Here is a 19,213-nt window from a genome sequence, read left to right as displayed (position 1 = left end):
CAAGGATGCCGTCGGCGCGGCGCGGCAACTGGCTGTCGAACCGGATAGCGCGGGGGATTTGGCCGCCGCCGCCGAACGCTTGGCCTGCCGCTTAATGAGGTTGCAAAACGTCGATTTTGCCTTGGTTCAGCTGTTTCAGGGTAGCCAGGACGATTATCGGCACAAGGATAAGCGCATAGTCCTTTATAATTGCCTGCAAACCGGCACCGGTGCCGTTCATGCTCAACATAGCTTGAGCGGCGGCGCCCAAACCAAACAAAACCAGGCGGCGCTATTGAGCCTGGACTTACTCAGACGCACTTTACAAAACCCATGCCCTTAATCCGCTTAACCAACGTTTCCATCGCCTTCGGCACCCACGCACTGCTCGACAACGCCGCTTTTCAACTCGATGCCGGCGAGCGGGTCGGCTTGCTGGGACGCAATGGCGAGGGCAAATCCACGCTGATGAAAATTATCGCCGGCGACATACATGCCGATCACGGCGAAATCTGGCGACAGCCGGAACTGCGGCTGGCTTGGCTGGAGCAACAGCCCAATCTGGAGGCGGATGACACCATTTACGAAGCCGTGGCCGGCGGCCTGGGCGAATTGGGCCGTTTGATCGCCCGTTATCACGAACTGCTGACCCACATGGACGGCAGCGAACAATCCTTGCAAGCGCTGGGCGACGTGCAACACAAGCTGGAAGCCGACAACGGTTGGGAGTTTCAAAGCCGGGTGGAAGCGGTATTGAGCAAATTGCAATTGCCGGCCGATGTCAAGGTCGGCAGCCTGTCCGGCGGCTGGAAGCGGCGGGTAGCCTTGGCGCGGGCTTTGGTGATCGACCCGGAAGTGCTGTTGCTGGATGAGCCTACCAACCATCTGGATTTCGAAAGTATCGCTTGGCTGGAAGAGCAATTGCTGGCGTTTCAAGGCGCGGTGCTGTTCGTCACCCATGATCGGGCCTTTCTGCAAAAACTGGCTACTCGCATCATCGATCTGGATAGGGGGCAGTTGACCTCCTGGGCCGGCAATTATCAGGATTATCTGCAACGTAAAGCCGCCGCGCTGGAAGACGAAGCCAATCAAAACGCCGAATTCGACAAGAAGCTGGCCAAGGAAGAAGTCTGGATCAGACAAGGTATCAAGGCCAGACGCACCCGTAACGAAGGCCGGGTCAGGGCCTTGAAAAAACTGCGCTCGGAGCGCGCCGAACGCCGCAATACCCAGGGCACCACCAAATTGAGCCTGAATAAGGGCGAGACTTCCGGCAAAAAAGTGGTGGAAGCGGTCGATGTGAATTTCAATTATGGCGATAAAACCATCATTCGGGATTTCTCTATCCGTATCGAACGCGGCGACAAGATCGGTTTGCTCGGCAACAACGGTGCCGGCAAATCCACCTTGTTGAAACTGTTGCTGGGACAATTGCAACCCACCGGCGGTAGCATTGAGTTAGGCACCAATTTGCAAATCGCTTATTTCGACCAGTTGCGCGAACAGCTCGACCCGGATATTTCGGTGGCCGACAGCGTGCTGGACGGCGGCGAGTTCATCGATTTGCCTGGCGGTAAGCGCCATGTGATGAGCTATCTGGCGGATTTTCTGTTCGCGCCGGCCCGCGCCCGTTCTCCGGTCAGAAGCTTGTCCGGTGGCGAGAAAAACCGCTTGCTGCTGGCGCGGTTGTTCACCAAGCCGGCCAATCTGATCGTGATGGACGAACCGACCAACGACCTGGATCTGGAAACCCTGGAAATCCTGGAAGAAAAGCTGGTGGAGTACCAAGGCACCTTATTGCTGGTCAGCCATGACCGGGAGTTTCTGGATAACGTCGTTACCAGCGTATTGGTGTTCGAGGGCGAGGGCAGGGTGGGCGAGTATATCGGCGGTTATGCCGATTGGTTTGCTTTATCCGAGCGCAATAAAAAGTCAGAGGCCGAGGCTGTTAAGGCCGCCGAACAAGCCGTCAAAAAAGACAAACCGAAAACCGTAACGACTAAAAAACTCAGTTTCAAGGATCAGCGTGAACTGGAGCAATTGCCGGAGCGCATAGAACAGCTGGAAAACCTGCAAGCCGAGTTGACCGCGAAAATAGGCGGCGGCGAGTTTTATAAACAAAGTCCGGATGCGGTCTCGGCTACGCTGGAGCAATTGAAGACGGCGGAAGCTGAATTGGCGCTGGCGTATGCGCGGTGGGATGAGCTGGATGCCTTGCAGGGTTGACAACTGGGCGGGTTGGACATTAAAACCCCGCAAATGGTCGCGGGGTTAGGTTTTGCTTTGCGCAAAACCTTTTTGCAGAATGCCTTGTTGGTAATATTTAGCGATGTCGATGCCGTAATCCTGGGCTTTGACAATACCTTTAATTGTCAACAGATTGCCTTGTTCATCCAGTTCCATATCCGCCAGATTAATGATTTTTTCCGCCACGGGTTGTTGGGCCTGGTCCAGCAGGATGATAATTTTAGGGCGCAACCTGGCGAATTCGTTGATTTCCACCACGATGGCTATGCTGCCATTGGTCATGGTCACCACGCAACCCGGCGGATATACGCCTAGGGCTTCGATGAATTTGACGACCAAGTTGCCGTCAAGATGGGTGCCGCTGAGGTCGGACATGATGCTGGTAGCTTCCAGGTGGGTCCTGCCTTTTTGGTAAACCCGGTCGCTGGTAATGGCATCGTACATATCGGCTATCGTGACTACGCGGGTAAACAAGGAGAGTTGTTTATGGTTCAGTTTATTGGGATAGCCTTTGCCGTCCAGGGTTTCATGATGCGAATGCGCCGAGTCGATGGCGCCGGAATACATGTCTTGGCTGGATTTCAGCAATTCATAACCCAGCGAGGCGTGCGAACGCATGATTTCCATTTCGTCGGGCTCCAATCTGCCGGGCTTGTTGAGGATGTGCAAGGGCACCAGCATTTTGCCCATGTCGTGCATCATGCCGCACAAGCCGACGTTATTCAGATTGGCCATGGAAAAATTGATATGCCTGCCCAGCACGATGGAGAGCACGCAAACGTTCAAGCTGTGTTGGGCGGTATATTCGTCTTTGTTTTTGAGCTGGTTTAGCCATAAAAACGCATCCGGCGAATGCAGAATACTGTTCACACATTCCGCGACGGCGGCCTTGGCGGCCTTGGTGTCCACGCCCTCTCCCTTGGCGATGCGTTCCATGAAATCGGACACCAGTTCGCCGACTTGTTTGTGAACAACTTCCGCGCGGTCGATTTCCTTGTCGAAACGGCTGAGTTTGGGGGGCGGCGCGCCGAAGTCTATATTGGTGTCGATTACCGGCGGGTCGTTGTTATCTGATTTGCGCGGCTGGCGTTTGCGATCTCTAGTGGTGTCTATGTAAACGTAATCGCAGCAGTCTTTTAGCTGTCGAATCTCGTTTTCGTTTTTGATTTCAAAGCCTTGGAATAAAAACGGGCTATCCAGCCACGGGCGGTCCAGTTCGATAACATACATGCCTATCGCCAACAGATTCACGGGCGTATAGACGCGTTCCGGCACGCTGTATTCGACTACATCACTAGCGCGCTTGGTTTTCTTTTTCCCGAAAGACCAGAGTTTTTTTAATAGCATATTTAAATGTAAGCGATCTCTAATTGACAGTCTACCAAGTATATGATGTTTGCTAAAAAGCGTTGGGAGTTTTAATAAAACCCATTCACGCCAATCCTCATTCCGGTTGGGTAACGCTATCACAATTGATTGGGGAGAACTATTTGAAGTGATTGAATTCGTGTATAACTCTGACAAATGTCTCAATTCGTGTAAGGGTGAATACAGCAGTCTGTCTAATGGTGGCGGGCGTATCTTTGATTCAACATCACATTGAAATGCTTCCTTAATAGAGGTTTGCCGAAAGATTACGCCTTATAATGTCGCGGTTTATTTAACAATGAGGAGTGTATATGTCTATTAAAAGAATGGTGGATCTTGATTTGGCCGGTAAACGGGTATTGATCCGGCAGGATTTAAACGTGCCGGTAAAGGACGGCAAGGTTACCAGTGACTTACGTATTCAAGCGAGTGTTCCCACCGTTGAGGCCGCACTGGCGGGCGGTGCGGCCGTCATTTTGATGTCGCATTTGGGGCGTCCGACGGAAGGCGAATATGATGAAGCCTCCAGTCTGCAACCCGTGGCCGAGCGTTTTTCGAAGTTGTTGGGTCAACCTGTGCGGTTGGTTAAGGATTGGCTGGATGGCGTGGATGTAAAGCGTGGCGAGGTTGTGTTGTGCGAAAACGTTCGTTTCAACAAAGGTGAAAAGAAAAACAGCGCCGAACTGGGGCAAAAAATGGCGGCGCTGTGCGATATCTTCGTCATGGACGCATTCGGTACGGCGCATCGCGCGGAAGCTTCGACTCATGCGGTAGCCGAGCATGCGGCCGTTGCCTGCGCCGGCCCGTTATTGGCCGCCGAACTGGATGCATTGGGTAAAGCCTTGGAAACCCCGCAAAAACCTTTGGTAGCCATTGTGGGCGGTTCAAAAGTGTCTACGAAGTTGACCGTGTTAGAGTCCTTGTCCACCAAAGTTGATCAATTGATTGTGGGCGGCGGCATTGCCAACACCTTTATTGCCGCGGCCGGTTATGGGGTGGGTAAATCCTTATACGAAGCGGATTTGATCGACGAGGCGAAACGCCTGATGGCCGCCGCCAAACAGCGCGGTGCCGAAATTCCGGTGCCTGTCGATGTCGTGTGCGCTAAAGAATTTTCCGAAACCGCGGAAGCGACGGTCAAAAACGTAGCCGATGTGGCCGATGACGACCTGATTTTGGATATTGGCCCTGAAACCGCCAAGCAGTATGCGGCAATTCTGGCCAAAGCCGGTACCATTGTCTGGAACGGCCCTGTCGGGGTATTCGAAATCGATCAGTTTGGCGAGGGTACCAAAGCCATGTCCATGGCAATTGCCGAAAGCCCGGCGTTTTCCATTGCCGGTGGTGGTGACACCTTGGCTGCAATCGACAAATACGGCATTGCCGATAAAGTGTCCTACACCTCAACCGGCGGCGGCGCCTTCCTGGAATTTTTGGAAGGTAAGGAATTGCCGGCTGTCTCCGTCCTAATGGCGCGCGCATAATAATGGGCCATAAGCTTGGCGGGTGATTGATTTTTCGGTTTTGCGCCGGCAACCAGTCAAATCATTAAACTAATGATTTGACATAATAATTTTAAGATGTATAATAACTAAATCAATCGCGGGGTGGAGCAGCTTGGTAGCTCGTCGGGCTCATAACCCGAAGGTCGTAGGTTCAAATCCTGCCCCCGCTACCAGACAAATCAAAGGCTTAGGTTTAACGACCTAGGCCTTTTTTGTTGCGTGAAGGTTTCCGGTAAGCAAATAGTAAGCGAATTTAGGATATATCAATCAACACTTGGCGCGTTTCGAGTGATTTCCGGTACAACTTAAAAGATGTTTGGGGCAATGAGATGAGGCATTTAATTGGTTTTGTGGTCTGCGTTTTTCTTTGGCTTGGTGCGGCTCCTGCGAAAGCCGCGCTAATTCACTACGATATTGTGATGCAGCAAGAAAACTTCTTCCCAACAGGAGGAATAAGGCCTTTGGTTGGCGGTTTCGATATTGATAGCGCAAGCCTTGTTCCAAATTCCTATTACTTCCTGAGCAAAGGGGAGTTAATTAATTTCAGTGTAACGGGGAAAGGTTTTTATCCACACGAGACCGCAACAACCTATATTTATGAGCCGAATTTGCCAATGTTTGTACCTGGAGGGCAGGGGGCGACATATCCTGGCCCTATGGTAACAACAGACGCAAATAGTCATATAGTTCGCTTGGACGGCGCGTTCTTCAATCACAGTCCTAGCATACTTTCCCATTTGCAAATGTTTAACAACCAATACACTGAATTTGCTCAAACAGGTGGTGGTATTGGCGATGGTAGCGTAGGTATATCGCAGGGAATTTACACTTTGATTCCTGTTACCGCTGTGCCAATTCCCGCCGCAATCTGGTTATTTGCTTGCGGATTAGGGTTGCTGACATTCACTGGCCGTGAAAAGCGAAAAAGGCTATAAGCCCTTGGCTCCCAATTGTGCGGAAGGTTTATGTCCAAGCTATCCCCAAAGCAAATTTGCTAAGTTGCTAAATATAAATGCTATCCATTCAAAAAATTCCATCATCATTCCCCAGGCTTGTTGAGTATGATGTTAAGTGTAGCATCGGCATCACTGGTTGCCTCATAGCGATAGCTAACCTTAGCGGCGCCAGTAATAACCGGTTTTGGCAATGGTTTATCCCTAAACGGCTTAGTAATGATAATGTGTAATTCGTCCGGATTGCTGGCTTTCTCGATTTTCGAGATTCTGGTTTTAATGCTCATGGCGCTTCATCCATGCTTTCTGCTGTTGGCACTCAATGACTTGCTCGGGAGTAAGCTCGCCTGTAAAGCCCGGTGTGAATAATGCCATCCAAGCATTAAGCGATAAGGTTGGCGCAAGATTGCAGGGTGTCACGCTTACCTTCTGTGTACGCCGCTGTTCTAACTTATCCAGTCTATTTTTTATGCTCATTGCTTGTTCTCCAGATTCTCAATGCGTCTCTCTAAATCGCTGCCTTCAATAACCTTTCCGACAGCCTGTAAACACCACGTTAGTTTTGTCGCGTCCTGAATATCAACCAAGCCGGAACGCGCCTCACGGTACACCTTAGCCATTTCGCGCCTTACATCCTTCATAGAATCCAGCTTGCAACGGTAACGCTGACCTTTCTGCCGGGGTAGGGCATTAAGCTGGCCGGTTTTGCCGTCTATTTCTACGGGTTCTCTATTGCTCATTTTTTCACCATAAACAAGGTGTTATTTCTTATTTGAGTGCAGATAGAGCAGATAAATGCCATTTTTAGTAAAGTCCTCACGGAAAAAAATATAAGAAAACTTTAGGAAAACGGGCTTTATCTGCACTATCTGCACTCGATTACCAGCCACGGGCGGTTTTATAACTGTCTGAATAGCTGGCATCGTTCACGGCAAGCCCTGCCCAAAGTGTTGAACCGCTTGACCTGCGGCTATTGAATCCACGCTCACCAAGTCGACGACCAAGGCTTATATTATTGGCAGGTTTTAAACCGTTATCGATGCACCATTGCTTATAATTGCTATAAATATCTGTTGATGATGTTTCAAAACTTGGCGACTGCCGGCAGCACTCAGCCAGCCAGCGCCCGATCAAGTCCTGTTCGTCCTGATAGTCGCCTGTTGCTTGCCTGATGGTGGTCGGAACGTCAGCCAAGCCGCGCCGTTGCCATTCGATACAGCCTTCAACCATCCACGACAAGATGTGCGGGGCTTCGGCTCTCAGTTTTTCCAATAGCGCCGGGTCGCGCTGTTCAGGACTAAATGTTTTTTTGAATGGAATTAACCGAACGCGCCGCCATATGCCGTAATCGTTACCCCTAATAATGGGCTTATGGTTGCCCAGCATCATCAGTTTAAATTGTGGCGTGAATTGCACGGGTGCGGCGTAAAGCTTCCGAACGGTCATGGTATCGCCAGCCACAAGGCTTTTTATTAACGACTCAGCCAAGGCTTTACCATCTTCGGTTTCCGAACTCATAGCCAGCCTAGCTCCTATCAGCTCGGCTAGGTCTGGCGTGGCTCCGCCTGCTTGCCGTTTCGATTCGGTTAATGTTTCGGCGGCGATGGCGCGCGCATAATCACCAAGGATAAATCGGATGGTATCAGCCAGAACGCTTTTACCATTTGCGCCCAAGCCAAAGCAGAATACAAAGATTTGTTCTGATGTGGAGCCGGTCAGCAAGTAACCGCACCAGCGTTTAAGCCAGTCGATTAACTCCAAATCATCACCAAAGATTTGCGACAGAAATGCTAGCCAGCGCCGCGCATCTTTAGATTTGCCCAACTGCTTGACGTTCAGCGACTTGGTTATAAAGTCGCTTTGTTGTGCTGGCCTAGTAGTTCCGGTTCTGAGGTCTAGTGATACGCGGCCACAGTCCAATGCCAAACGGAACGGGTCAGCATCGACAAGCGCCAGCGGTAGACGTACCGAGTCAAAGTCCATCAGTAACGACACTTCCGCTTCAATGGTGCGTTCTTTCTGCGATGTACGCGCCCATTTAGCAAAATGCTGAGCATCGGCCAAGTGTAAGCAGCCCTCGGTGTAAATCTGCTGGGGCAATCTCGCGGCTAAACCACGCACCGTTGCGCCGTCAATGTCCCACATCCACGCGCCATCACGCCAATGTAGCCAGGCTTTGGCATCGTGGACATAATGCAGGTTTCCGCCGTGAGCATCTAGCAGCCGGGTAGCGTTGCCGAGTTCCGATAGTGGCCTAGTGCTTGCCGTACCGTCGCGAACATCTGTACCTGACAATACCGGGACTGCGAAGGATGCTTGTACGACGGGCAGCTCTTTAAACGCCTCCTCAATTTCTTGGCGTACAGTTTCCAGTCCGGCAGATTCTGCCAAGTCGTTAAAGTCGCCGCCATTCGTTGGAAACACCGCGGCAGCGGCTACAGCTTGAGCCGCTTCGGTTGCCTTGGTGCGTCCTGGGTTGCCTTCGGTTTCGGTGTCATCGTCGCCGCAAATTAAGAGGCGCGCCGATTGGTAACGCTTCCGCACATCTTCGGCCACGCAGCGTAAATTTCCGGCAGAAAAGCACACACAGACCGCATGGCCTGTGGCCCTATGCAGACTGTCAGCCGTGGCGAAACCTTCGCATAATAACAGCGTAGCGTCGTTTTCCGGCTCACCTAGCCACACATGCCCACGACGCATACGACCGCCGCTATAAAAGCGTTTTTGGCCGTCAGGTGCGATACGTTGCAGGCTTTGCAATTCACCCGTAGAGCCATAAACCGGCAACACTAAAGAGCCGTTGCCATCCACGCGCGCCATGTGCGGCTTAATGCCTTTCCGCATTAAATACGTGTGCGATTCATTGGCAGGGGTTGCCGCTTCCCATTCCATCAGGGCTTTTACTGCGGCCTGTTTATATCCGGCTTCACGTTCGTCCAGGGCTGCTTTCCTAGCTGCCTTAATGCTGCGATTAAAGGCGGCTTGCTCGGCTGCATTCAAGGGTTTATCTCGCTTTGCTTGCCAAACGTGTTGGTGTCCAGAGCGCCAGCAGCCAAACGCCGCACCGTGGCCGTCTGCGAATAAATGAACCCAGCCGGACAAGTCCGAGCGTTTACCGTTGGTTGAAAATCTAGTAGTCTTACCGGGTTGGATATTGTCGGGCGGGTCGAAACCCGCCGCTTGCATAGAGTCACGCAACGATTGCAGCATCAATTCCACCTTAAAGCCAGTTGCGTACAATCTGCTTATCTTCGGCAGTAAAGCTGTATTGGCCTGGATAGCATGTGTTGCCGTCCTTGTCGAAACGCTCTACACGGTCACACGGAACCGCCAAGCCCTTTCTACGTAAACCCGCCACCAACTCAGGCCCGTTTGAACATCCGGCGATGTTGTCCAGGTTCTCGCGCATAATCGGATTATTCAAAAGGGCGAGAGCTGCTCTTTTTTCGCGTGGGCTAAGTTTCATTATGCAGCCTCCCCAGCAACCAAAGATTTTAAGCTAGAGACAGACCAAGCAAGGCGTCCATAAACCCTAACAGGGCGAATCGGGCCATTCTCAAGGCATGCCCACTTTCTTAGCGTTTGTGGCTTGCGGTTGAGATAATAAGCTGCGGCGTCAGTTGCAACGGTTGGGCTGTTTACTTCTTCAAGAGGAATAAACGATTGATTTGTGGCGTTGTGCATGGTGAGTCACTCATTTTTGTTGATGATGACTCATGGTAATTTTTATAAAGTGCCGCGCCTTGGGGGGTAATTTGGGCTTATTTAACCCCCAGCTACTAGTTAATTGGATTAATCGTCAAACAAATCTTCCGGCTTTATTGATTCTGCCATAATTTCAACCCTATATCTTTCTGCTATTCGCCTTATTTCGCGTTCATCACTTGGCATGCCATCCTTTCCTGCTAGTTCATCCACTACTTGAATCCATGTTTTGCCTTCATTTTGAAGCCTTATAATTCGTTTAGCTCTTTCAAGATGAAAGTCACGAGGCAGTCTTTTTGCGCCTCTTTTTGGTTTTAGGGAGAACGAATCGTCTAGGGATTTTTTATCGTTTTCGAAATATCTTTCAAACGAGGTCGTAACAAAATTAACTAGTTCCATTGAAATTGGGGAGGTTGGGAACGATAGCTTCCGAAGTTCACTATAGAACCGGCTGAGCTTTTCTCTGTTTTCTAGCTGTAAATCGTCCATAAGCGTGACCAATAGAGATTAGGTATTTAGTAGTTAGGCACTATGCCACCACACGCAAGCCTTGCGATTGCAAGGGCTGCGCAAATTCGACGCCTGCCTGTTCCAATATCCAAGCCTCATATTTACCGTGCCAAATAGCTAACAGTTCAAGCGGTCGGCTTTTGTAGTGCCGTTCGGCGGTGGCGTTTGGTTTGTGTCCCATGATTTGCGCGACCACACCGACCGGCATTTCTACCCACTCGGCCAGACTGGCAAAGGTGCGGCGTAATCCGTGCAATGTGACGTGCTCCAGGCCTGCGGCATCGAGTGCGCGATTGTGGGCAATGCGGGGCTCTGTCAGTTTCCCATCGGCAGCGGCGGGGCTGCTGAATACCCATTCATTGCGCCGGGGCAGGGCTGTTATCAGGCTGGACAGGTAAGGAGTCAATGGAATCATGCGGCCTTCATCTTCGACCTTATCCTTTACCCACATGCCGCCCGCTTTGAAATTAACATCGGTCCATTTCAGTTCGGCCAACTCTTCGCGCCGGGCTCCAGTGAGTAACAGGCCTTGCAAGTAAGCGGCAATTACTGGATTGCTGAGGTGTTGGACAGCGTTAAACCACTCGGCAAGGTCGCCGCGTTGTAATACATCGAGCTTTTTGGCTCTTCTGCTGGGTACTTTCTTTCTGAGGTCTTGATTCTCGACCGCCTGTGCATCGACCAGTGATTTATAGTCCTTTTGCTGCCCACACCAACGCCAGAACGCGCGGAACATTTCAAAACCTTGCCGGGCATTGTTGGCGCGGGTTTGTGCCTCCAGCTTTTGCCAGTCGGTAAGAGTCTCAGCGTTTATATCAATCATGCGGAGTTGTAACAGGGGATAGAGAACACCTTGAACGGTTAAGCCTGTGCCGCGCTTTTTGGGTTGTCCGCCAGCTTGTGACAGATTTTGATGGTCTCTCAGGTGACGGTCGCCCCAATAGCCAGTGTTATTTGCAAGATATTCATTCCAGGCCGATTGAACGGTAATGGTGTTACGGATGGCTTCGACCTTTGCCTGTTCTCTAGCGGCTTGGTCCTGTGCCGCTTGTTCGGCTTTTTTCTGGCGGGGGTCGTGGCCTTGGTCAATTAAACCTTGTAAACGCCGTGCTTCTTTTTGGGCCAAATCTAGCTTCCAAGCCGCTGGCTTACCAATGGTAATACGGATGGGTGAGCCAGAGGTAAGTCGGCTTTGAAGGATGTACTGCTTAGAACCGCCAGGGGATGCTTTAAGCCCTAGGCCAGGAGTCTCAGTGTCCCACATAAAGTCGGATGATTTACCCGGCGCGCATTGGAATGACTCCACCCGGCCAGCTGTGAATTTGATACGCATTTGACTACTCCCGAAAGTCTGACTGGAAAAACCAGTAAGCAGATAGTAAGCAAATTATATCAACAATCGGGAATTTATAGAAATACTGCAACAATCACAAAATCATATAACTTTATGAAAAACATTGAATTACACTAAAAAAAGCAACCTGTATCAACGCCAATAAATCCTATTTTGTTCGGGCTCATAACCCGAAGGTCGTAGGTTCAAATCCTGCCCCCGCTACCAGACAAATCAAAGGCTTAGGTTTAACGACCTAGGCCTTTTTTATGGGCGTTATTTAGCATAAGCCGGCCGCGGCTTTATGCGGCTCAAAAAACGCCGAATCAATTCGAAGTAATTATCGACGCTGCAAAAATATAACCGAGCCGATTTTATCCATCGGAACTAAACTTGGCTGAGTCTGGTTTACAGCGTTCCCTTCAAAGAGAAAAATCCCGGCAAGAGTTCAATGTATTCCGGCTATAGTTATCTCGCTTCAAATTTTTGTTTGAGGGCTTCTTCCAATCCCTTTCTGGAAGGCAGGGAAATGAAGTGCCGTAATTTGAAGGGCGGAAGCTATAAATCGTACAATTACCCGGTTTGATTTTTATTAAAACAGCCAAGTGCCGTGTTGGTTCGGATGGGCTTTTGCGGGTTTAGTTTTAATTGTCAACCCACTGTAAAATGACGATATTTATATCAAGTGATGGATTGCCGGCCGGGAAATCCATTGTCAGCCTGTAATGCCTAAGGCCTATAAGTCATTATCCCACCCCAAGGTCACCATGAATTCAATTGATATTTTTCCATGGAACGAAAATTTCAATACGGAAGTGGCCGAAATCGACGAACAGCATAAAAAGTTGGTGCGCTTACTGAATTTGTTAGCCGGCCATGTGACTTTTCAGGCCGACCTGCCGGCATTGGACGCCATTTTCAACGAACTGGCCGATTATGCCGCGTATCATTTTCGGACAGAGGAAGTGCTTTGGAATCAGTATCTGCCCGAGGATTGGCTTGAGGTTCAGCATAAAAAGGACCACGAAGAGTTTGCGGCCGCGCTGCTCAGGTTCAAGCAAGAGCAGGCCGCCAAGGCGGAAAATGTCGTGCTTGAGGAAGTTTTATCTTTTCTGGCCCGTTGTTTGGCGGGGCATATTCTGGAAAGCGACCGATATTTAGCCCATGTCGTATTGGCAATGCGCTCCGGCCTAACGCTGGAAGCCGCTAAGTTACAGGCCGGCGAAAAAATGAGCGGGTCTGCGCGCGTGCTGATCGACATTATCCTTGCTGTTTACGAAAGTCTGTCCGTCAACACTTTGCGGCTGATGCGGGAACTCTCCCAGCATAAACGCGATGACGAGTTCTTAAGAAAATTGCTGTTGGCCGTAGAGCAAAGCCCGAGTTCGATTGTCATCACGGATCTTGCCGCCAATATCGAGTTCGTTAACGCGGCCTTTTTAAAGTCAACCGGGTATAGCCGCGACGAGACGATAGGGCGAAATCCCAGAATGCTGCAATCGGGTAAAACGCCGGCAACGACGTATCGGGCTATGTGGGATATGCTGGCGCAGGGACGGATCTGGCAGGGCGAGTTTATCAATAAGCGAAAAGACGGTAGCGAATACATCGAACGGGCCCTTATTTCGCCTGTGCAGCAAACGGATGGTGCCGTCACGCATTACCTGGCGGTCAAAGACGATATCACCGAACGTAAGCGGGTCGAAAAAGCGCTGCGCGACTCCCACCAGCAGATGGATGCCTTGCTCAATTCGATGGCGGAAGGGGTTTATGGGGTAGATACGGAGGGCAATTGCAGATTCGTGAATCGATCGTTTCTGCGAATTTTGGGCTATGACAGTGCCGATGTGATCGGCAAACATATCCATGAAATCATCCATCATTCTTTTCCGGACGGCCGCCATTACCCATCCGGCGACTGCAAGATGTATACGGCATACCGTCGGCAAAAAGACATTCATATCGACGACGAGGTGTTTTGGCGCAAGGACGGCACGGCAATACCGGTGGAATACTGGTCCCAACCCATCGTTATCGATGGCGTATTGACGGGCGCGATCGCCACCTTCATCGATATTAGCGAGCGCAAAAAGGCTGAAGATGCGGCCCGGCAAAACGCCGAATATGCCCGCAGTCTGATCGAGGCCAGTCTGGATCCCTTGGTCACCATCAGCGCCGAAGGTAAAATTACCGACGTCAATACGGCCACGGAACAGGTCACCGGTTTGGCCAGGGAGCAGCTGGTCGGCAGCGACTTTGCCACCTATTTTACCGAGCCGGACAAGGCGCGCGCAGGTTACCGCCGGGTCTTCACGGAGGGCTTTGTCACCGATTATCCCTTAGCGATTCGGCACGTATCCGGGCGGATTACCGATGTACTCTACAATGCCAATGTGTACCGGGACAGGCAGGGCAAGGTGCTGGGCGTGTTTGCCGCCGCCCGCGATATTACCGAGCGGAAACGGATTGAAGCCCGCTTGGTCGAAAGCGAATTGCATTTGCGGACCATTATCGAGAACGAACCGGAATGCATCAAAATTGTGGATGCCGAAGGTAAAGTCTTGCAAATGAATCCGGCCGGTTTGGTCATGCTGGAGGCCGATAGCGAGGAACAAGTAGTCGGCAACCCCGTATTGGGCGTGATTGCTCCCCAGCATCAAAAAGCCTATGCCGATTTACACAGGCGTATTCTGAGCGGCGAAAACATGCGTCTGGAATATGAGGCGATAGGCCTCAAGGGCGGCCGGCGCTGGCTGGAAACCAACGGCGTACCCATGACCTTGGCCGGCGGCGAGGTGGTGCATCTGGCGGTAACCCGCGATATTACGGCTCGGAAACACGCGGAACACCAATTGCGGATTGCCGCCACCGTGTTCGAGTCGCAAGAAGGCATGATGGTTACCGACGCCGACAATATCATCCTGCGGGTCAATAAAGCCTTTACCGACATCACCGGCTATCAGCCCGAAGACGTGATAGGCAAAAATCCCAATATTCTGCACTCGGCTCGGCAGGATAGCGATTTTTACGCGGCGATGTGGCAGCGCATTAATGAGCACGGTGCCTGGGAAGGCGAAGTCTGGAATCGGCGCAAAAACGGCGAAATTTATCCGGAATACCTGGCGATAAACGCCGTCAAGGATCAAGAGGGGCGGGTGACGCATTATGTGGGTACCTTGACGGATATCACGCTAAGGAAATCCGCTGCCGAAGAAATCGAGCGTCTGGCATTCTACGATCCGTTGACCGGCCTGCCCAACCGGCGGCTGTTACAGGAGCGCTTAAAGCCGGCACTGGCCAAATGCCTGCGTAGCGGCCGGAAGGGCGCGCTATTGTTTATCGATATCGATAATTTCAAAACCCTCAACGACACACTCGGGCACGATATGGGCGATTTGCTGCTACAGCAAGTTGCCGCCCGCTTGCAGTCTTGCGTCAGGGAAAACGACACCGTGGCCCGTTTGGGCGGGGACGAGTTTGTGGTGATGCTGGAAGGTTTAAACGAGGATATGTATGCGGCCGCAAAACAGGCGAAGCGCATAGGGCAGAACATTCTCGCTACCATCAACCGGCCTTTCAAACTCGGCAAGCACGACTATATCAGCACGCCCAGCATAGGTGCCGCGCTGTTTAAGGGGGCGGAGCATGCGGATGAAATGTTGAAACAGGCCGATATCGCCATGTATCAGGCCAAAACATCGGGCCGTAATGCACTGTGTTTTTTCGATCCGCAAATGCAGGACAGGGTGATCGCCAAGGCCTCGTTGGAAAACGAACTACGCAAGGCTTTCAGTCGGCAACAGTTCCGGCTTTATTACCAAATCCAGGTGAACGCTTTGCAGCGTCCGGTGGGCGTGGAAGTATTGATACGCTGGTTTCATCCCGAGCGGGGGCTGGTGTCTCCCGCCGAGTTTATTCCGCTGGCGGAAGAAAACGGCATGATTTTGGACATCGGCCGCTGGGTATTGGAACAGGCGTGCGCCCAAATCAAGGCCTGGCAACAATTGCCGGCCGCCCGCGGATTGGTGTTGTCGGTAAATGTCAGCCCTAAACAGTTCTTTCAAGCCGATTTCGTTTCGCAAGTACAAGCGGTCATTCGGGAATATGCCATTGAGCCGCGTTTGCTCAAACTGGAACTGACGGAAAGCATTTTGATTGAAAAAATCGAAAATACCATTGCCACCATGACAGCATTGGGGGCTATCGGCGTGCAGTTTTCGCTGGACGATTTCGGCACCGGCTATTCGTCGCTGCAATATCTAAAAAAACTGCCATTGAACCAGCTCAAGATCGACCAGTCTTTCGTCCGCGATATCGCTTTCGACAGTGGCGATCAGGCTATCGTGCGAACCATTATCGCCATGGCTAAAAGCCTGAACCTGGATGTCATCGCCGAAGGCGTGGAAACGGAAGAGCAACGGCTATTTCTTTTGAACAACGATTGCACCCATTACCAGGGCTTTTTGTTTAGCCAGCCCTTGCCGGTGGGGCAATTCGAAGCTTTGTTAGGGTAGTCCGCGCGGTCAAAGGGCGAAAACGCGAGTTGGGGCGTTTGTGTTGTCTGCCGCGCCCCTATTCCATCCGGTGGCCGGGGTAACAGTCGAATGTAGGTTGGGTCGGCGTAGCGTAACCCAACAAAATCGAAAAGCTGGGCTGTATTGCAATCAGCCCAACCTGGTTTTCCGGGTCTTGCTTAATGCCTGAAATGCCGCATGCCGGTCAACACCATGGCGATGTTGTGTTCGTTGGCGGCATCGATGACTTCCTGGTCGCGCATGGAGCCGCCGGGATGAATCACGGCGGTGATGCCGGCCGCCGCGGCGGCGTCGATGCCGTCGCGGAACGGGAAGAACGCATCGGATGCCATCACCGAGCCCGGCACTTCCAGGCCTTCGTCGGCGGCTTTGATGCCGGCGATTTTGGCGGAATACACCCGGCTCATCTGACCGGCGCCTATGCCTATGGTTTGGCCGTTTTTACCGTAGACGATGGCGTTGGATTTGACGAATTTAGCCACTTTCCAGACGAACAGCAAGTCGGCCATTTCCTGGGTAGTCGGTGCACGGTTTGACACGACTTTAACGTCCTCGGCGGTGATGCCGCCCAAGTCTTTATCCTGTACCAACAGGCCGCCGCCAACCCGTTTGAAGTCCAGCGCGGCAATAGGATTGGCGTCCCAATGGCCACATTCCAGTACCCGCACGTTTTGTTTTTTGGCCAGCGCGGCTTTGGCGCCTTCGCTGACGGTCGGGGCAATGATCACTTCCACGAACTGGCGGCCGGCAATTTCGGCGGCGGTTTCTGCGTCCAGTTCCCGGTTAAAGGCGATGATACCGCCGAAGGCCGAGGTCGGGTCGGTGGCGTACGCCAAGTTGTAGGCGTCCAGAATGCTGTCGCTGATGGCGACGCCGCAAGGGTTGGCGTGTTTGACGATGACGCAGGCCGGTTGTTCGCCGAAGGCTTTGACACATTCCAGGGCCGCGTCGGCATCGGCAATGTTGTTATAGGACAATTCCTTGCCTTGCAATTGTCTGGCGGCGGCGATGCTGCCGGCGGACGGATTTTTCTCGCCGTAAAACGCCGCGTTTTGATGCGGGTTTTCGCCGTAGCGCATGCTTTGCAGGCGGTGGAATTGCAGGTTTAGGGTGTCCGGGAAATTGCCGGCGTCTATGACTTTGCTTAAGTAAGCGGAAATCATGGTGTCGTAGCGGGCGGTATGCTCGAAACTTTTCAAAGCCAGTTTGAAGCGGGTGTCGTGGCTGAGCGCGGTTGCATGGGCTTGCAGTTCCGCCAAAATGGTTTCATAGTCGGCCGGGTCGACCACGATGGCCACGTCGTTATGATTTTTCGCCGCGCCGCGTATCATGCTGGGGCCGCCGATGTCGATGTTTTCGATGGCGGTGTCCAGGTCGCAATTAGGATTCGCCACGGTTTGTTCGAAGGGATACAGATTCACTACCACCATGTCGATAGGCTTGATGCCGTTTGCCGCCATCACCGCATCGTCGATGCTGCGGCGGCCCAGTATGCCGCCGTGTACTTTGGGATGCAGGGTTTTCACCCGGCCGTCCATCATTTCCGGAAAGCCGGTGTAGTCGGAGACTTCCGTCACCGCAATGTTGTGCTCCGCCAGCAGTTTTGCGGTGCCACCGGTGGACAGCAATTCGATGCCCAGATCAGTCAGTGCCCGGCAAAAATCCACAACGCCGGTTTTGTCGGATACGCTGACCAGCGCCCGGGTCACTTTTTTATGGTTGCCCAAAGGGATATTCATGCAAGCCTCAAGATAAGGAAAGGGAAAAGAAATTAGCCGATGCCGTAGAGTTCCAGTTTTTTGCGCAGGGTGCTGCGGCTTAAACCCAGAATTTTGGCGGCTTTACTTTGATTGAAATCGGAATGTTTTAAGGCGGTTTCCAGCAGCGGTTTTTCGACTTCGGTCAGCACTAATTGGTATAAGCCCGACGAGTCGTGGCCGTTCAAATGGGTGAAATAGTCTTCGACCGACTGGCGCACATGCTCGGACAGGGTATGACCATTGCCGTTACTGATTTTGATTGATTCTGCTTCCATCTAGGCGACTCGGGGAGTAATGAATGTAAACGAGGCGTTGACCAGTGCCAGTTGTTGCGCCGGTTGTTGGGCCTGATTGATTATTGTTTTTTGTTCGCTGGGCAAGCTGCCGAGTTGGTCGAAGTACCAGCCGATATGTTTGCGTGCAATTCTAACACCACTGACAGCCCCGTAAAAACTGTATAAATTGTCCAAGTGTTGGTTGACGACGGTTTTGATCTCGGACAAGGAAAGCGGCGATACGGGGTTGCCGGACAGCTTGCCGCGCAGCTCTTGAAATATCCACGGCCTGCCTTGGGCGGCGCGGCCGACCATGATGGCGTCGGCGCCGGTATAGTCCAGCACCCGGCGGGCTTTTGCGGCACTGTCGATATCGCCGTTGGCTATGACGGGGATATTAACCTGGCGTTTGACCTGTCTGATGGTGTCGTATTCGGCCTGGCCGTTAAATTTGCAGGCCCGGCTGCGGCCGTGAATGGTCAAGGCCTGGATGCCGCAGTTTTCGGCGATGTTGGCGATTTTCAGCGCATTGCGGTTAGCTAAATCCCAACCGGTACGGATTTTCAAGGTGACCGGCACCTCGACCGCTTTAACGACGGCGGTTAAAATCCGCTCGACCAGACACTCGTCTTTCAACAGCGCCGAGCCGGCGGCCACCGAACAGACTTTTTTGGCCGGGCAGCCCATGTTGATATCGATGATTTGAGCGCCTCTGTCCCGGTTCAGGCGGGCGGCGGCGGCCATCAAATGTGGTTCGGTGCCTAAAATCTGCACCGAACGCAGGCCGGATTCGCCGCTGTAATCGGTTTTTTGCAAGGTGCGCGGATGGTGCTGCAAGCCGCTGTTGGAAATCACCATCTCGGAAACCGTCAAGCCGGCACCGAATTGGCTGCACAGGCGCCGGAACGGATTGTCGGTGATGCCCGCCATCGGGGCGAGGATGATATTGTTAGGCAGCTGGTAAGGGCCGATTTGCATGGATGCGCGAGCCGTCAAAAAGGCAGCGCATTTTACCTTAAAATGTCGGGCCCGGGTGGCCGACT

Annotated in this window: 16 protein-coding genes, 1 tRNA gene and 1 pseudogene; 6 read left to right on the top strand and 12 right to left on the bottom strand. The window is 52.2% G+C overall.

From position 1 onward, the window contains the following. A pseudogene (locus tag NP596_RS08935) lies at positions 1-322 on the top strand (competence/damage-inducible protein A); the annotation flags it as partial. After that, entirely contained in the window at positions 313-2,205 is a 1,893-nt protein-coding gene (locus NP596_RS08930) for an ATP-binding cassette domain-containing protein (RefSeq protein WP_256614971.1), read from the top strand. The pseudogene NP596_RS08935 and the gene NP596_RS08930, both read left to right, overlap by 10 nt. Positions 2,206-2,250: 45 nt before the next feature. Here NP596_RS08930 and NP596_RS08925 read toward each other — a convergent pair whose 3' ends face one another. After that, a complete protein-coding gene (locus NP596_RS08925) occupies positions 2,251-3,573 on the bottom strand; it encodes a cyclic di-GMP phosphodiesterase (protein ID WP_256614970.1) in 1,323 nt (440 codons plus the stop codon). 332 nt (positions 3,574-3,905) lie between these two features. Between NP596_RS08925 and NP596_RS08920 the strand changes: the two genes are divergently transcribed. From NP596_RS08920 to NP596_RS08910, 3 genes are all read left to right on the top strand, one after another. Next, on the top strand, positions 3,906-5,078 hold the full coding sequence (locus NP596_RS08920; RefSeq protein ID WP_256614968.1) for a phosphoglycerate kinase: 1,173 nt from the start codon (positions 3,906-3,908) through the stop codon (positions 5,076-5,078). Between the two features lie 117 nt (positions 5,079-5,195). Next, a tRNA-Met gene (locus NP596_RS08915) sits at positions 5,196-5,272 on the top strand. A gap of 156 nt (positions 5,273-5,428) precedes the next feature. After that, positions 5,429-6,034 (top strand): hypothetical protein, encoded by a 606-nt coding sequence (locus NP596_RS08910; protein ID WP_256614967.1) that lies wholly within the window; start codon positions 5,429-5,431, stop codon positions 6,032-6,034. A gap of 104 nt (positions 6,035-6,138) precedes the next feature. Here NP596_RS08910 and NP596_RS08905 read toward each other — a convergent pair whose 3' ends face one another. The 8 genes from NP596_RS08905 to NP596_RS08870 all read right to left on the bottom strand — a co-directional run bounded on the left by NP596_RS08905 (position 6,139) and on the right by NP596_RS08870 (position 11,531). Further along, the gene (locus tag NP596_RS08905) at positions 6,139-6,339 is read right to left on the bottom strand and encodes a hypothetical protein (RefSeq protein WP_256614966.1); all 201 of its coding nucleotides are present in this window, start codon (positions 6,337-6,339) and stop codon (positions 6,139-6,141) included. Continuing rightward, positions 6,329-6,529, bottom strand: a complete 201-nt coding sequence (locus NP596_RS08900) for a hypothetical protein (RefSeq protein ID WP_256614965.1) — start codon at positions 6,527-6,529, stop codon at positions 6,329-6,331. Before NP596_RS08900 ends, NP596_RS08905 begins: the two co-directional genes overlap by 11 nt. Next, positions 6,526-6,792 carry a hypothetical protein gene (locus NP596_RS08895; protein WP_256614964.1) on the bottom strand — a complete coding sequence of 89 codons (267 nt, stop codon included), beginning with the start codon at positions 6,790-6,792 and terminating at the stop codon, positions 6,526-6,528. Before NP596_RS08895 ends, NP596_RS08900 begins: the two co-directional genes overlap by 4 nt. A gap of 139 nt (positions 6,793-6,931) precedes the next feature. Beyond that, entirely contained in the window at positions 6,932-9,052 is a 2,121-nt protein-coding gene (locus tag NP596_RS08890; protein WP_256614963.1) for a phage/plasmid primase, P4 family, read from the bottom strand. A gap of 220 nt (positions 9,053-9,272) precedes the next feature. After that, complete coding sequence (locus NP596_RS08885) at positions 9,273-9,518, bottom strand: hypothetical protein (RefSeq protein WP_256614962.1); 246 nt, start codon at positions 9,516-9,518, stop codon at positions 9,273-9,275. Then, positions 9,518-9,736: a hypothetical protein gene (locus NP596_RS08880; protein WP_256614961.1), complete on the bottom strand. Its 219-nt coding sequence runs from the start codon at positions 9,734-9,736 to the stop codon at positions 9,518-9,520. The genes NP596_RS08885 and NP596_RS08880 overlap by 1 nt, the downstream gene beginning before the upstream one ends. 108 nt (positions 9,737-9,844) lie before the next feature. Continuing rightward, entirely contained in the window at positions 9,845-10,246 is a 402-nt protein-coding gene (locus NP596_RS08875) for a hypothetical protein (RefSeq protein WP_256614960.1), read from the bottom strand. 40 nt (positions 10,247-10,286) lie between these two features. Further along, positions 10,287-11,531, bottom strand: coding sequence for a tyrosine-type recombinase/integrase (locus NP596_RS08870; protein ID WP_256614972.1), 1,245 nt, complete (start codon positions 11,529-11,531; stop codon positions 10,287-10,289). Between the two features lie 836 nt (positions 11,532-12,367). Here NP596_RS08870 and NP596_RS08865 point away from each other — a divergent pair. Continuing rightward, positions 12,368-16,114 (top strand): PAS domain S-box protein, encoded by a 3,747-nt coding sequence (locus NP596_RS08865; RefSeq protein WP_256614959.1) that lies wholly within the window; start codon positions 12,368-12,370, stop codon positions 16,112-16,114. Positions 16,115-16,293: 179 nt separating this feature from the next. Here NP596_RS08865 and purH read toward each other — a convergent pair whose 3' ends face one another. Genes purH through dusB form a run of 3 tightly spaced genes read right to left on the bottom strand, consistent with a single transcriptional unit; the run spans position 16,294 to position 19,148 of the window. Further along, positions 16,294-17,874, bottom strand: coding sequence for a bifunctional phosphoribosylaminoimidazolecarboxamide formyltransferase/IMP cyclohydrolase (gene purH, locus NP596_RS08860; protein ID WP_256614958.1), 1,581 nt, complete (start codon positions 17,872-17,874; stop codon positions 16,294-16,296). 32 nt (positions 17,875-17,906) lie between these two features. Further along, positions 17,907-18,170 carry a helix-turn-helix domain-containing protein gene (locus NP596_RS08855; protein WP_013818154.1) on the bottom strand — a complete coding sequence of 88 codons (264 nt, stop codon included), beginning with the start codon at positions 18,168-18,170 and terminating at the stop codon, positions 17,907-17,909. Then, positions 18,171-19,148: a tRNA dihydrouridine synthase DusB gene (dusB, locus tag NP596_RS08850; protein ID WP_256614957.1), complete on the bottom strand. Its 978-nt coding sequence runs from the start codon at positions 19,146-19,148 to the stop codon at positions 18,171-18,173. Positions 19,149-19,213 lie beyond the last annotated feature (65 nt).

Origin of the sequence: Methylomonas rivi (genome assembly GCF_024505165.1) — a bacterium.
Classification (GTDB): domain Bacteria; phylum Pseudomonadota; class Gammaproteobacteria; order Methylococcales; family Methylomonadaceae; genus Methylomonas; species Methylomonas rivi.
Note: the sequence above shows the minus strand (reverse complement) of the source record. Positions and strands in the feature narration are given on the sequence as shown.